The sequence below is a fragment of the Streptomyces sp. WZ-12 genome, assembly GCF_028898845.1.
Taxonomy (GTDB): domain Bacteria; phylum Actinomycetota; class Actinomycetes; order Streptomycetales; family Streptomycetaceae; genus Streptomyces.
The window spans coordinates 6,433,232-6,446,898 of record NZ_CP118574.1; the positions used below are offsets into that span (position 1 = coordinate 6,433,232).

13 protein-coding genes are annotated in these 13,667 nt (G+C 74.2%); 8 read left to right on the plus strand and 5 right to left on the minus strand.

Annotation, left to right across the window (positions count from 1 at the left end; translation table 11 throughout):
* Nucleotides 1-22 precede the first annotated feature (22 nt).
* The 5 genes from PV796_RS27815 (at nucleotide 23) to PV796_RS27835 (ending at nucleotide 4,667) form a co-directional block, all read left to right on the plus strand.
* Nucleotides 23-1,294: an NAD(P)/FAD-dependent oxidoreductase gene (locus PV796_RS27815; protein ID WP_274916133.1), complete on the plus strand. Its 1,272-nt coding sequence runs from the start codon at nucleotides 23-25 to the stop codon at nucleotides 1,292-1,294.
* 110 nt (nucleotides 1,295-1,404) lie between these two features.
* Nucleotides 1,405-1,770: an Rv2175c family DNA-binding protein gene (locus tag PV796_RS27820; RefSeq protein WP_274916134.1), complete on the plus strand. Its 366-nt coding sequence runs from the start codon at nucleotides 1,405-1,407 to the stop codon at nucleotides 1,768-1,770.
* 103 nt (nucleotides 1,771-1,873) lie between these two features.
* Nucleotides 1,874-2,524 carry a thiamine phosphate synthase gene (thiE, locus tag PV796_RS27825; RefSeq protein WP_274916135.1) on the plus strand — a complete coding sequence of 217 codons (651 nt, stop codon included), beginning with the start codon at nucleotides 1,874-1,876 and terminating at the stop codon, nucleotides 2,522-2,524.
* A 133-nt stretch (nucleotides 2,525-2,657) separates the two neighbouring features.
* Nucleotides 2,658-3,575 (plus strand): methylenetetrahydrofolate reductase [NAD(P)H], encoded by a 918-nt coding sequence (gene metF, locus PV796_RS27830; protein WP_274916136.1) that lies wholly within the window; start codon nucleotides 2,658-2,660, stop codon nucleotides 3,573-3,575.
* 36 nt (nucleotides 3,576-3,611) lie between these two features.
* A complete protein-coding gene (locus tag PV796_RS27835; protein ID WP_274916137.1) occupies nucleotides 3,612-4,667 on the plus strand; it encodes a hypothetical protein in 1,056 nt (351 codons plus the stop codon).
* An 84-nt stretch (nucleotides 4,668-4,751) separates the two neighbouring features.
* Here the strand turns inward: PV796_RS27835 and PV796_RS27840 are convergent, their stop codons facing one another.
* The 5 genes from PV796_RS27840 to PV796_RS27860 form a co-directional block, all read right to left on the minus strand.
* Nucleotides 4,752-6,275 carry a phytoene desaturase family protein gene (locus tag PV796_RS27840; protein WP_274916138.1) on the minus strand — a complete coding sequence of 508 codons (1,524 nt, stop codon included), beginning with the start codon at nucleotides 6,273-6,275 and terminating at the stop codon, nucleotides 4,752-4,754.
* A gap of 70 nt (nucleotides 6,276-6,345) precedes the next feature.
* Nucleotides 6,346-6,966, minus strand: a complete 621-nt coding sequence (locus PV796_RS27845) for a DUF4126 domain-containing protein (protein WP_274916139.1) — start codon at nucleotides 6,964-6,966, stop codon at nucleotides 6,346-6,348.
* 360 nt (nucleotides 6,967-7,326) lie between these two features.
* Nucleotides 7,327-7,941, minus strand: a complete 615-nt coding sequence (locus PV796_RS27850; protein WP_274916140.1) for a TetR/AcrR family transcriptional regulator — start codon at nucleotides 7,939-7,941, stop codon at nucleotides 7,327-7,329.
* A 35-nt stretch (nucleotides 7,942-7,976) separates the two neighbouring features.
* Nucleotides 7,977-10,184 (minus strand): YhgE/Pip domain-containing protein, encoded by a 2,208-nt coding sequence (locus PV796_RS27855; RefSeq protein ID WP_274916141.1) that lies wholly within the window; start codon nucleotides 10,182-10,184, stop codon nucleotides 7,977-7,979.
* Nucleotides 10,156-10,947, minus strand: a complete 792-nt coding sequence (locus tag PV796_RS27860) for an ATP-binding cassette domain-containing protein (RefSeq protein ID WP_274916142.1) — start codon at nucleotides 10,945-10,947, stop codon at nucleotides 10,156-10,158. Before PV796_RS27860 ends, PV796_RS27855 begins: the two co-directional genes overlap by 29 nt.
* 232 nt (nucleotides 10,948-11,179) lie before the next feature.
* Here PV796_RS27860 and PV796_RS27865 point away from each other — a divergent pair, with 232 nt between their 5' ends.
* The 3 genes from PV796_RS27865 to PV796_RS27875 all read left to right on the plus strand — a co-directional run bounded on the left by PV796_RS27865 (nucleotide 11,180) and on the right by PV796_RS27875 (nucleotide 13,360).
* A complete protein-coding gene (locus PV796_RS27865; protein ID WP_274916143.1) occupies nucleotides 11,180-11,713 on the plus strand; it encodes an SAV_6107 family HEPN domain-containing protein in 534 nt (177 codons plus the stop codon).
* A 105-nt stretch (nucleotides 11,714-11,818) separates the two neighbouring features.
* The gene (locus tag PV796_RS27870; protein ID WP_274916144.1) at nucleotides 11,819-12,574 is read left to right on the plus strand and encodes a methyltransferase; all 756 of its coding nucleotides are present in this window, start codon (nucleotides 11,819-11,821) and stop codon (nucleotides 12,572-12,574) included.
* A 387-nt stretch (nucleotides 12,575-12,961) separates the two neighbouring features.
* Nucleotides 12,962-13,360: a DUF3040 domain-containing protein gene (locus PV796_RS27875; protein ID WP_274916145.1), complete on the plus strand. Its 399-nt coding sequence runs from the start codon at nucleotides 12,962-12,964 to the stop codon at nucleotides 13,358-13,360.
* Nucleotides 13,361-13,667: the final 307 nt, after the last annotated feature.

Genomic DNA, 13,667 nt, shown 5'->3' on the forward strand with positions numbered 1-13,667 from the left:
CCCGCCGTCCTAGAGTGAGCGGGTGAGCGAGCAGAGCAACTCTCCCCAGGCCCCTGACCGCACGCCGCGCGTGGTGATCGCCGGCGCGGGGATGGCGGGCGTGCAGACCGCCGTGGCCCTGCGCGAGCACGGCTGGCGCGGGGCGATCACACTCCTCGGCGACGAGCCCCACCAGCCCTACGACCGCCCGCCGCTGTCCAAGGCCGTGCTGCTCGGCAAGGCCGAGGGCTCCGCGTTCGACATCGACTTCGCCGGCCTCGGCATCGACCTGCAACTCGGCCGCCCGGTCACCGCACTGCGCCCGGACGACCACGTCGTGGAGACCGCAAAGGGCCCGCTCCGGTACGCCTACGCGGTGCTCGCCACCGGCGCCGAACCGATCACCCTGCCCGGCAGCGAGGGCCTGCCCGGCGTGCACCTGCTGCGCACCCTGGACGACGCCGAGCGGCTGCGCCCGGTGCTCGCCGCCCAGCACCGGATCGTGGTGGTGGGCGCCGGCTGGATCGGCGCCGAGTTCGCCACCGCCGCCCGCGAGACCGGCTGCGAGGTCACCGTCGTGGAGGCCGCCGACCACCCCCTGGCCGGCGCCCTGCCCACCGAGGTCGCCGCGCACATGGCCGGCTGGTACGCCGACGCCGGTGCCGAGCTGCGCACCGGCGCCCGGGTCGCCTCCGTCGCCCCCGGTGCGGTCACCCTCGCCGACGGCACCACCCTGCCCGCCGACGCGGTCGTCGTCGGGATCGGTGCCCGGCCCGCCACCGCCTGGCTGGCCGGCTCCGGCGTCGCCCTCTCGCCCGAGGACGGCTCGGTCCTGGCCGACGAGCGGCTGCGCACCTCCGTCCCCGACGTCTACGCGGTCGGCGACTGCGCCTCGTTCCCCTCGGCCCGTTACCGCACCCGGCTCCTGGTCCACCACTGGGACAACGCCCTCCAGGGCCCCCGCACGGTGGCCGAGAACATCGCCCGCGGCGCCGCGGAGGGCATGGTCTACGACCCGGTCCCGTACTTCTGGTCCGAGCAGTTCGGGCGGTTCGTCCAGTACGCCGGCCACCACGGGGACGCCGACGAACTGGTGTGGCGCGGCGACCCGACCGGCGCCGCCTGGTCGGTGCTCTGGCTCCGCCACGAGCCCGGCGCGGGGGCCGGGGAGGCGTCCGGCCGGCTGGTCGCGCTGCTGGCGGTGGGGCGCCCGCGGGACCTGGCCCAGGGGCGCCGGCTCATCGAACGGGGCGCGCTGCTGGACCGGGAGCGCGCGGCGGACGCGGCCGTTCCGCTCAAGTCGGCGGTGCGGTAGCGCGATCCACCGGCACGACGGGCCCGCGCGGCCCCGTCCGCCGACGTGCCGACGTGCTCCACGGCGAGGCCCGGCTACCGACTGTCAGTGGGAGGTGGCACGCTTGTCCTGTGACCGAGATTGACGTAAACATCGATGGGCTCGTCCCCGCCTGGCTCACCCTCCCCGACATCGCCGAGGAATGCGGCGTCGAGGTGACCCGCGTGCGACAGCTGGTGAAGGAGGGCCAGCTCATCGCCGTGCGCCGCGGTGAGAACCGCGTGCTCCAGGTGCCCGCCGAATTCATCAAGGACGGCAAGGTCGTCAAGGGGCTCGCCGGCACGCTGACCCTCCTCAAGGACGACGGCTTCACCGACGAGGAGATGCTGGAGTGGCTCTTCACCGCCGATGACACCCTGCCCGGCACCCCGGCGCAGGCCCTGCGCGAGAATCGCGGCACGGAGGTCAAGCGGCGGGCCCAGGCGCTTGCCGTCTGACGCACCCGCGTCCCGCAGCAACCACCATCCGTAACCACCACCGCGCGGCGTACGGGCCGGCACCACCCGGCCCGTACGCCGCCGACGAGGGGGAAGCCGCCCGATGACCACCGTTCGACAGGCCCTGTCCGACGCCCGGCTCTACCTGTGCACCGACGCGCGCACCCGCCAGGGCGATCTCCCGCAGTTCCTGGACGCGGTGCTCTCCTCGGGCGTGGACATCGTCCAACTCCGCGACAAGGGCATGGAGGCCGGCGCGGAACTGCGCCACCTGGAGGTCTTCGCGGACGCCTGCCGCCGGCACGGCAAGCTGCTCGCGGTCAACGACCGCGCGGACGTCGCCCACGCCGCCGGCGCCGACGTGCTCCACCTCGGCCAGGGAGACCTGCCGGTCCCGGCCGCCCGCGCGCTGCTCGGCCCCGAGCCGCTGATCGGCCGCTCCACCCACGCCGAGGCCGAGGTCGACGCCGCCCTCACCGAGCCCGGGGTGGACTACTTCTGCACCGGCCCCTGTTGGCCGACGCCCACCAAGCCGGGCCGGCACGCCCCCGGCCTGGACCTCGTCCGGTACGCCGCCGCGCAGGACCCCGAGCGCCCCTGGTTCGCGATCGGCGGGATCGACGCCGGCAACCTCGACGAGGTGCTGGCCGCCGGCGCCCGTCGGGTGGTGGTGGTCCGCGCGCTCACCGAGGCCGACGACCCGGGCGCCGCGGCCGCCGAGCTGGCCAAGCGGATCCGCTCCCACACCGGCTGACCTGCGTCTTAGGCGTCCGCCAGGAGGCCTTCGGAGGGCCGTGGGTTGTCCACGTTGTGGACACCGCCGGCGCCAACCAGCCAATACGCCGCCGTCGGTTGGTGTCCGTCCGGCGGGTGGTTAACCTGCCCGTATGGCCCTAGGTACAGCTTCCACCAGGACTGATCGCGCGCGGACGGTGCGCGACCTGCTCGCCTCCGGCAAGCAGTCCTATTCGTTCGAGTTCGCCGCCCCGAAGACCGAGAAGGGCGAGCGGACGTTGTGGAACGCCATTCGCCGCATCGAGGCCGTCGCCCCGACCTTCGTGTCGGTGACCTACGGTGCCGGCGGCACCTCCCGGGACGGAACGGTCCGCGCCACCGAACGCATCGCCACCGACACCACCCTCACCCCGGTCGCCCACCTGACCGCGGTCAACCACTCCACCGCCGAACTGCGCAACATCATCGGCCAGTACGCCGGCGCCGGGATCCGCAACATGCTCGCGCTCCGCGGCGACCCGCCGGGCGACCCCATGGGCGAGTGGGTCCGGCACCCCGACGGCATCCGCTACGCCGCCGACCTGGTCCAACTGATCAAGGAGTCGGGCGACTTCTGCGTCGGCGTGGCCGCCTTCCCCGAGATGCACCCGCGCTCGACGGACTGGGACACCGACATCCGGTACTTCGTCGACAAGTGCCGCGCGGGCGCCGACTTCGCGATCACCCAGATGTTCTTCTACCCGGAGGACTACCTCCGGCTGCGCGACCGGGTCTCCGCCGCGGGCTGCTCGACGCCGATCATCCCGGAGATCATGCCGGTCACCAACGTCCGCCAGATCGAGCGATTCGCGCAGCTCAGCAATGCCGCGTTCCCGCCCGAGCTCGCATCGCGCATCCTCGCGGTCAAGGACGACCCGGCGGCGGTACGCTCCATTGGCATCGAGTACGCGACGGAGCTGTGCGCGCGCTTGATGGCCGAGGACGTGCCCGGGTTGCACTTCATCACCCTGAACCACTCCACGGCGACCCTGGAAATCTACGAGAACCTCGGGCTGCACCAGCGGTCCTGATCACGGTGGCCGGAATCCGGCGGAAGCGGGGCGCATATGGGCTGGACGATCCTCTACCTCGCGTTCGGCCTGGTCGCCCTGTGGTTGCTCGGTGAGGTCCTGTTCCAGCACAAGGCGCCGCTGCGGTGGCGGCTGTTGGCGCTGGGCGGCTTCCTCGGCGTGGTGGCCGGCGTCGCCATCCCGTCGGTCATCGTGATCGCGCTGGGGGCCATCGCCTTCGCGGTCGGGCAGACCTACGTGACGCTCTCCGTCCGCCGAGGCTACGAGGAGGGCTGGACGATCGGCGGGCGGCCCAAGCCGAGCCGCCGGCGCCGGGCCCGCTCGTCCCGCGCCCCGGCCGCCGAGCCGAAGCTCCAGGTCTCCGGGCTGACGGAGGAGACCGCCCCGGCCGCCGGTGCCACCCCGGACCCCGATCCGGCCGGCCACGGCACGGAGGGCGCCGGACACCAGGGCCCGTACCCGCCGCAGCCGGACCCGTCCGCCCCCGGCGCCGCCGACGCCACTGCCGCCTTCGGCGCCGTCGGCGAAGTGCCCGCCGCCGCCCAGGACTTCGGGTACGCCCCCGTGGACGCCACCGCCGTCTACGCCCCGCAGCCGATGCCGGACGACACCGCGGCCTACGGCATCTACAGCCCCGACGCCCGCCCCGACGCGCCGGCCGCCGCTGCCGCCTCCTACGACCTCTTCGGGAACCCCACCGCCGACGGCGACGCCAACGGCCGTGGCTACGACGGCGGTTACGCCCCGCCCCCCGGGCACGACGGCTACGCCGACCCCTACCCGTCCTACGACAACGGCGCCTACCAGGGCGGCCACGTGCCCTACTCCGACCCGTACATCGGCACCCAGCAGTACGCCGCGCACTACGACCCCTACGAGGAGCCCGACCCCTTCGGCCGGACGCCCCACCAGGCCGGGGCCTACGACCCCCTCGGCGGGCAGCCGGCGCAGCACTACCCGCAGGGCTACCCGCCCGAGACCCCGCCCGGCGGCGTCTGGATGCCGCAGCAGCGCGAGACCGGGCACCCGGAGGAGCAGCAGCCCTACCCGCCCCAGCAGCCGGGGTACGACGAGCAGCGGTACCACTACTGAGCGGCGGGGCGGTCCCGTCACGGAGGCCAACCGCCGCCGCCCCGGCCCGAGTCGGGCCCGGCCGGGGCCCTCAGGGGTGCGGTCTCACTCCGAGCCGTGCCAGTCGTCGCCGTTGACGATCAGGCCCGCGACCAGCGCCCCGGACATCCCGGCGTGCGCCAGCCCGCCGCCGGGGTGGTACCAGCCGCCGACGCCGTAGAGCCCGGGTATCCGGGTGCGGTTGCCGGGCCGCAGGAAGCGTCCCTCCCGGCCGGCCAGGGCCGGTCCCGGCACCAGGGAGCCCTCGGCCGGCGGCAGGACCTGCCGCCACAACATCCGCTCCCGCAACCCCGGCACCGCCGCCTCGGCGCGCTCGATCATCCGCTCCGCGGCCCGCTCCAGCGCCTCGGGGTCCAGCCAGTCGACGGGGCCGTGCGGGGCGACGGTGGCCGTCAGGGTGACCGCCTCGTGCGCGTCGTCGGGGCGGGTGGTGGGGTCGTCGGGGCGCAGCACCGTGACCGTCGGGCGGGCGCACGGGGTGCGCAGGCCGTGCCCGTCGCCGAAGACGCCGGCCAACTCCGCTGCGCGGTCCGGGGCGTGCACCACCGTGCGGTGCACCGCGTCCGCGGGGCGGGTGCCGCGCAGGGCCAGACAGACCGTCAGCCGCGCGGTGGCGCGGTCGCCGGCCCCGAGAGCGGGCCGGACGTCGTGCTCGCCCCAGGGCTCGTGGCCCGCGCAGAGCCCCGGCAACCGGACCGGATCGACGCCGGCGACCACGAACTCCGCGTCCGCCACCCGCCCGTCGGTCAGCTCCACGCCCGCGGCCCGGCCGTCCTTCTGAAGGATTCCGGTCACCTCGGCCCCGAAGGTGAACTCCACCTTGCGGGCCAGGCAGCGCTCGTACAGCGCCTCGGCCAGCGCCCGCATCCCGCCGCGCGCGTACCAACTGCCGAAGGTCTGCTCCATGTACGGCAGCACGGCCGCGCTCGCCGGGACGGTGCGCGGGTCGAAGCCGTACGCCAGGGCGTGGCTCTCCAACAGGGCGATCAGGCGCGGATCGGCCAGCTCGCGGCGGGCGACCTCGGCGAGGGTGGCCGTGGTCGGACCCTTGCCGCCGCGCGGGCCGAACAGGCCGCGCCGGCGCACCGCCGGATACGGATCGCGCCCCAGCACCCGCCAGTCCGCCCACAGCGGCTCCTCCAGGAGCGGCCGGCGGGTGGCGTCCCACGCCTCGCGGGCGCGGACCAGCAGGGTGCTCCAACGCTCGCCGCCGCCCGCGCCCAGCGCCTCGTCCAGGGCGGAAAGGACGCCGGCGCGCGAGGCGTTGGGCAGATTCACGGCGGTGCCGTCGGCGAAGACGTGCCGGGCGGCCGGGTCGACCTGGGTGAGCTCGACGCGGCTCTCCAGGGGCTCGCGGCCGGTCTTGACGAACAGATCGCGGTAGACCGCCGGGAGGTGCAGCAGACCGGGCCCGGTGTCGAAACCGAAGCCGTCCCGCTCCAGGCGACCGACCGCACCGCCGTACGTCGCGCCGCGCTCGAACACCGCCACCCGGTGGCCCGCGACGGCCAGTCGGGCGGCGGCCGCCATCGCGCCCATCCCGGCGCCGATCACCACAATCCTTGCCATGCCTGCGACTTTATCCGGCGGCACTGACAACGCCGCTCGCGGCCGGACGCCGCCCGGGCCGGCGGTGCGCTCAGCCGGCCGGCGGCGCCGCGCCGTCGGCCGCGGCCGGCCTCCGCTGCGCGCGCCGTTCCCGACGCCGCCGCAGATACCGGCGGATCCGCGACCACAGGAAGATCACCACCGCGATCCCGGCGACCAGCAGCACCGCCGCGATGCCCGCCGCGATCCACGGGTGGAACAGCGCGAACGCGACGATCCCCGCGACGCCCAGGTCCTCCGCCAGGCTCAACACGATGTTGCTGGCCGGCTCCGGGGAGGTGTTGACCGCGATCCGGGTGCCCGCCTTGACCAGATGGCTCACCAGCGCCGTGGAGCCGCCCACGGCGCCCGCCGCGAGCTGCGGCAGTGACCCGTCGTGCCCGGCCAGCAGCGCCGCCACCACGCCGCCGGCGAGCGGCCGGATCACCGTGTGCACGGTGTCCCAGACCGAGTCCACGTACGGGATCTTGTCGGCGACCGCCTCGACCAGGAAGAGCACCCCCGCGGCGATCAGCACGTCGGGGCGCTCCAGCGCGGCGGGCACCTCGTCGGAGACGCCGGTCGCGCCGAGCAGACCGAGGAGCAGGACGACGGCGTAGGCGTTGATCCCGCTCGCCCAGCCGCTGGTGAAGACCAAGGGAAGTACGGACACGCCGCCGATCGTAGGCGGTCCGCCGGCCCGTTGGCGGCGGCTTGAGGAGGGATGCTCAGCGGTGAGTATCCGTACTCAGACGCCGAGATGAGTAGGTACGCGGATGGGTCGGCACCGGCCCGGACGGAAGAGTGGGGACCACGGAAGGGCAGCGGCGCCGCACCGCCGACACGGGGCGGCGGAGCGGCGCGGCTCCCGGCCGGAACGGGGGAACGTCGGGGGGCTCCACGGGGGAGACGGGGGAGCTCGGGGGAACGACGGGGCACGGCGCTGCCCTGGTCGGATCGGACGGGGGAACGATCCGTGCCAGGGCAGCGCACATGTGCGTACCCGGGGCGAACGGGCGGACCGGCCCGCCCTCTAGACGGGGCGGCCGGTGACCCGCCCCTGGAGGAGCCGCGACAGCGCCGCGTGCACGTCGTCGATCGACCGGTCCGGCTGGTACGACTGCCAGTCCAGGGCGGCCACCAGCACCATGCCGAACAGCGCCGAGGCGGTCAGCGGGATGTCGATCTCGTCGCTCAACTCCCCGGCGGCCACCGCCTCCCGCAGCACGTCCTCCACCACCGTGATGGCCCGCTGCCGCACCACCATGAGCGTGGACTGCCAGGCCCGGTTGGTGCGCCACAGTTCGGCGACGTAGAGCTGGGTGAGGGCCGGGTAGTGGGCGATGAAGTCCAGGCCGGCCCGGATCATCGCGTCGAGCGCGTCGACCCGGGTGCCGCCCCGGTCGGTGACCTCGTCGGCGGCCGCCTGGAGGGAGGACGCCAACAACTCGATGCCGTGCCGCAGCAGCTCCTCGAAGAGGACGTTCTTGCTCGCGAAGTTGTAGTACACGGTGCCCTTCGCGACCCCCGCCCGTTCGGCGATCTCGTCCACCGTGGTGGAGGAGAAGCCCTGTTCGGCGATGAGCGTGACGGCGGCCTCGAAGAGCTTGCGCCGGGTCGCGTCGCGGCGTGTGTGGGAGCTGTCCATGGGGGTGATTGTGCCGGTCGGCAGGGCTCGCCCGCTCACAGGCTCAGCTCCGGGTGGAGGTCCTTCATCCGCACCACCTGCCGGCCGCGCGCCGTCAGGGCGGTCAGGGCCAGCGCCCCGAGGGTGAACGCCAACAGCACCGCGCCGCCCTGCCATACGGGCGCCAGGCCGCCGCCCGTGATGAGCCGGCGCAGCCCCTCGACGACGTAACTCATCGGCAGGTAGGGGTGGATGGCCCCGAAGAAGCCCGGGCTGGTCTGCACCGGGTAGGTGCCGCCGGCGGACGTGAGCTGGAGCATCAGCAGCGCCAGCACCAGGATCCGGCCGGCCGGTCCGAACTGTGCGTTCAGCCACTGCACCAGCGCCGAGAAGCAGGCCGTGACCAGCACCAGGAAGCCGACCGTGCCGGCCGCCCTGGCCATCTGGAGGCCGAGCGCGAAGTGCAGCACGGTCATCAGCGCCGCGGTCTGGAGCACCCCGATGCCGAACACCGGCAGCCAACCGGACAGTGCCACCCGCCAGGAGGACGCGCCCATCGCCAGCGCCCTCCGATTGAGCGGCGCGATGAGCATGTAGGCCACCATCGCGCCGACCCACAGGGACAGCGGGATGAAGTACGGGGCGAACCCGGTGCCGTAGTTGGGCGCCTTGTGGGCGGAACCGGACGCCAGTTGCACCGGGTCGGACATGACCTGGGTGCGCGCGTCGCGGTCCTTCTTGCCGTAGTCCGGGATCCGCCGGACCCCGTCGTGCAGCCCGTCGGCCAGCCGGGCGGAGCCGTCGGAGAGTTGGAACAGCCCACCGTCCAGCGTTCGCGCGCCGTCCTTGAGCCGGCCGACGCCGGTGTCCAGGTCGGTCATCCCGGAGGCGGCGCGCCCGGTGCCGTCGTGCAGTTGCCGCGCCCCGTCGGTGAGCCGGTCCGCGCCGGTGGCCAACTGGGCGTTGCCCGCGGCCAGTTGGCGGGCGCCCGCGGACACCTTGTGGGCACCGTCGTTGAGTTCGTTGATCTTGTGGACGGCGGCGTCCATGTCGGCACCGAGGGTCGGGCCGTGCGCGGCCAGCTCCAGGGCCAGCGAGTGCAGGGTGTCCAGGTCCCGGCCGAGCTGGTCGAGGTTCTTCTGGTCGTGGACGTAGCCGCTGACCTCTTCGGCGGTGTCCGCCGCGGTACCGGCCTGCTCGGTGAGGCGCTTGAGCTCGGCGCAGTCGGTCGCCGGGGTGGTGCCGCTGCCGCAGCGCAACCGGTAGTAGGCGGCGAGGTGGTCGAAGATCCCCCGGGACAGCTTCGCTCCCGTGGAGGCCGCGGCGGGCAGCTTGTCCAGGTGGTCGCGCACCGCCTGGGCGCCGTCCGCGACCAGCCGGGCGGCCGCGCCGATCTCCTTGCCGTGCGCCCGGACGAACGGCCCCACCTTGTCGACGACGCCGTTGACGGTGTCCGCGAGTTGCTGGGTGCCCCGGGCCACCTGCCCGGAGCCGTCGGCCAGTTGACGGGACCCGTCGGCGGCGGTGCCGGCCCCCTTGGCGAGCGCGGCGCTGCCCCGGTTGAGCCGCCCGGCGCCGGCGTCGAGGTCGCCCAGGCCGCCGACCAGTTGGGCGCTCCCGTTCTTGGCGGTGTTCAGGCCGTCGGCCAGTTTGCCGGTGCCGTCCTTCGCCCGCCCGATGCCGTCCTGGAGCCGGTCCGCACCGTCGGCGGCCTGGGCGGTCTTGCCGTGCAGGGTCGAGAACGACACGAAGATCCTGTCGAGGAAGGTCCGCGACGACTTGGCCGAGGCCGCCGCGCGCACCTCGGAGAACACCGTCCGGGAGATCTGCCCGACGATGTAGTTGTTGGCGTCGTTGGTGCGCACCTTCAGGGCGCCGGTCTCCGGGTGGTCCCCGGCGCTGGAGGCGATCCGCCGGCTGAAGTCCCGGGGGATGGAGAGCGAGAGGTAGTACCTGCCGTCCTCCAGGCCACGACCGGCCTCCGCGGGGTCCACCTGGTGCCAGTCGAAGGTGTGGCTGTCCCGTAGGCCGGCGACGATGCCGTCGCCCGCGGAGACCCGCTGCCCGCCGACGTCCGCGCCGGCGTCCTCGTTGACCAGCGCGACCGGGATCCGGTCCAGCCGGCCGTAGGGGTCCCAGAAGGACCACAGGTACAGCGCGCCGTACAGGAGCGGCAGCAGCAGGAGGGCGGCCAGCGCGGCGCGCGGCAGCTTCCCCCTCCCGAACCGCTTCAGCTCAAGCGCGGCCAGCTTCGGCGAGCGCATCGGCCGCCCCTTCCTCGTCGTGCCCGCCGTCCCCGGGGGCGTCGGCGTCCGGCGCCGCGCGGTCGGTACGCACCAGCACCACGCCCGCGGCGTCCGCCGGCGGCTCGCTGCACACCGCGAGCACCGTGGTGCCGGCCCGGGCCAGCCCCCGCAACAGCGCCCAGGCCGCGGCGCGTTCGTCGTCCGACAGCTTCAGGTCGGTGTCGTCCACGGCCAGCAACCGGGGGCCGCCGATCAGCGCCAGCGCCACGGAGAGCCGCAGCGCCTCCAGCCGCTCCAGGTCGCGCACGGCGGTGCCGACCCCCTTGGACAGCGCCGCGGGGTCCAGCCCGGCGGCGGTCAGCGCGCCGTCCACCAGAGCGCGGGCCCGCGCCCGGCGCTCCCGTCGGGGCTTTGGCAGCGTGCGCAGCGAGGCGCCGAACCGCCCGTGCGGCAGGGCGCGTTCGCGCAGGTGCTCGCCCACGGTCAGGGCGGGATCGAGCTCGGCGACGCCGGGCACGTGAGCGAGCGCGGTGAACGACCGGACCGCGGCCATGCGCTTGGGCAGCGGCGCCCCGCCCACCTCCGCGGTGCCCGCCGCGGACTTCATCCGGCCGGTGAGCGCCAGCAGCAGACAGGTACGACCGGTGCCCGAAGGGCCCTGCACGGCGATCAGCGCGCCCGGTTCCGCGGTGATGTCGAGGTCCCTGAACGCCCATCCGCGGGGGCCCTTGACCCCGAGACCCGCGGCCGTGACCGCCGCCCCGTGCGGGGTGCTGTCCACGATCCCTCCCCTTGCACTGACTGGTCAGTGCAACTTAGAGACCCGGTCCCATCCTCCGCAAGGGATTCTCGAAAAATCCGCGAAATCCCGTGCCCGGCACGCCGATTGGCTGTCCGTTTTCCAGTGAAACCGCAGGTCAAGGCCGATTGTCAGTGGTGTGCCGCACGATGGGTGCATACGGTCCGCATCGTCATGCCGCTCCCAAGTGGCGTGCGACGACAGGAGGTTCGTCATGGCAGCTCGTCCCGCCGCGGGCAGCTCCGCTGCGTACGGTCCCCCGAGCGATGTCCATCCCGTCCCGCGCCGGGCGGCCGCCCCGCCCGCCGCCCTCGACCTGCTCGCCAAGGCCCGGCACGGCCTCGACGAGGCCACCATTCTGGAATCCGCCAACGAGCGCTTTGCCACTGCTCATCTGGCCGCGCTGCGCGCCGCCGCTGCGGTCCTCGCCGTGCGCGCCCGCCCGGAGCCCGCCGCGCACCGCGGACGGCGCGGCCGCCGACCGGCCATCCGCAGCGCCTGGGAGGTGCTGCCCGAGGTCGCGCCCGAACTCGCCGAGTGGAGCGCCCTGTTCGCCTCCGGTGCCATCCGCCGGGCCCGGGCCGAGGCCGACATATCGGGCGCGGCCAGCCACCGCGACGCCGACGACCTGCTGCGGGACGCCGGGATGTTCCTCCGCCTGGTGGAGCGGATGCTGCGACTGCACCCCACGCTGCCCCTGCAAGGGGCCGGGGATCCGCCCCGCGAGGGCTGGGGCCGCGCCGGCTGACCGCGCGACCTGCGGCGTCGCGCGGGCCGGGCGCGGCACCCGTCGGATTACGGAATAGGGTGGTGAACGACTGGATGTTCATGCCCCGCCGAGGAGCCACCCACCGTGTCTGACCCGCTGCGCCCCCGCGCATCCCTTCGTACCGCCGTGGTCTGGGACGTCCTCAAGGACGCCCTGGAGCGCCGGGTCAAGGCCGCCGGACGGGACGCCCTGGACGTCCTCGACACCGGCGGCGGCAGCGGCAACTTCGCCGTCCCGGTGGCCCGTCTCGGCCACCGCGTCACCGTCGTCGACCCCAGCCCCAACGCCCTCTTCGCCCTGGAGCGCCGGGCCGCCGAGGCCGGGGTCGCCGACCGGATCCGCGGCGTCCAGGGCGACGCCCACGGCCTGTTCCAGGTCGTCGAGCGCGGTGGCTACGACGCGGTGCTCTGCCACGGCGTGCTGGAGTACGTCGACGACCCGGCCGAGGGCCTGCGCAACGCCGCCGGCGCGCTGCGCCCCGCCGGCACCCTCAGCCTGCTCGCCGCCGGCCTGGGCGGCGCGGTCCTCGCCCGCGCGCTGGCCGGCCACTTCACCGAGGCCCGCCGGGCCCTGGCCGACCCCGCGGGCCGCTGGGGCGAGGGCGACCCGGTGCCCCGCCGGTTCACCGCCGAGCAGCTCACCGACCTGGTCACCGCCACCGGCCTCCAGGTCGGCGCGGTGCACGGTGTGCGGGTCTTCGCCGACCTCGTCCCCGGCGTCCTGGTCGACACCGAGCCCGGCGCCATGGACGCCCTGCTGAAGCTGGAGGCCGCCGTGGCCGAGCAGCCCGCCTTCCACTCCGTCGCCACCCAGCTCCACGTCCTCGCCGAGCGCGACTGACGGTGCACCGCGGTGCACCGGCGCACCGCTGACGCACCCCGGCCGCGTACGGGTCCGCGCCGCCGCGTACGGGTCCGCGCGGCCCATACGGCGCGGGCGGTGCGGCACCCGGGAGCGCCCCGGACCGGCGCCCGGCCGTGCCCACGGGCATCGCATGCGGTCGACCACAGGCCACCCGAACAGCCGCTTCGCCCCGTATGATCGGTGTACGACGTTCCGGCATGACGGATTGGCGGGTGGGGAATGCAGCCAGCATCACCATCGGCCGCCGCGGCGGTACGGACGGTGAATTGGCGTAGAGGGGCGGGTTTCACGGGGGCGATTCCCTGCCTATCCTGAAAGGGTCGCACCCGGTCGCCCCCCGCGACCGACGAGTAGGAGGACTCCGTGCCGCTCTCGGAGCACGAGCAGCGCATGCTCGAGCAAATGGAGCGAGCGCTGTACGCCGAAGATCCCAAGTTCGCGACAGCGCTTGAGGGAAGCGGGCTGCGTACGTACACCCGGCGACGGGTCTACCAAGCGGTCGTGGGCTTCCTGGTGGGTATCGCCCTGCTCATGGCCGGCATGGTCGCCCAGCTCATCTGGGTCAGTGTCGTCGGCTTCCTCGTCATGCTCGGCTGCGCCGTGCTGGCCGTCACCGGCTGGCGCAAGGCTCCCAAGTCGGGGGAGCGCGCCGCGGCCGCGGGCGGGCCACAGGCCCGTCGCCAGGCCAGGCCGCGCCGCTCGATGATGGACCGCATCGAGGACCGCTGGCAGCGCCGCCGCGACGAACAGCAAGGCCACTGAGGTCGCTGACGATCAGCGGGGTCACTGACCGTTGACGGGCCGTTGCCTGCGCGCCGGTATCCGGCCATCTGCTCCGCGGCGAGCGCAGCGAATCCGGCCAATTTCGCGGTTCCTGTGCGCGGAGTACCCCGCATTCGTGGCCAGTTGTGCCGTCGGTGGATTGTGCGCCGATGTGTGGTGATGCCGGTCGGCGTCGTCGAATTCCGTTGGCGTTGGCGTTGGCACTCGTGCCCTTGACTTTCGTGTGGCCCCCGAGGAATCGGGGGCCACACTTTTTGCGCTGCGTGCGCGCGTTGCTTTGTGCGGG

Excerpts from the sequence above, each read along its gene's own strand:
- thiE (WP_274916135.1), top strand. The coding sequence starts at position 1,874 with ATGACCACCGTTCGACAGGCCCTGTCCGACGCCCGGCTCTACCTGTGC.
- metF (WP_274916136.1), top strand. The coding sequence starts at position 2,658 with ATGGCCCTAGGTACAGCTTCCACCAGGACTGATCGCGCGCGGACGGTG.
- PV796_RS27835 (WP_274916137.1), top strand. The coding sequence starts at position 3,612 with ATGGGCTGGACGATCCTCTACCTCGCGTTCGGCCTGGTCGCCCTGTGG.
- PV796_RS27840 (WP_274916138.1), bottom strand. The coding sequence starts at position 6,275 with ATGGCAAGGATTGTGGTGATCGGCGCCGGGATGGGCGCGATGGCGGCC.
- PV796_RS27850 (WP_274916140.1), bottom strand. The coding sequence starts at position 7,941 with ATGGACAGCTCCCACACACGCCGCGACGCGACCCGGCGCAAGCTCTTC.
- PV796_RS27855 (WP_274916141.1), bottom strand. The coding sequence starts at position 10,184 with ATGCGCTCGCCGAAGCTGGCCGCGCTTGAGCTGAAGCGGTTCGGGAGG.
- PV796_RS27865 (WP_274916143.1), top strand. The coding sequence starts at position 11,180 with ATGGCAGCTCGTCCCGCCGCGGGCAGCTCCGCTGCGTACGGTCCCCCG.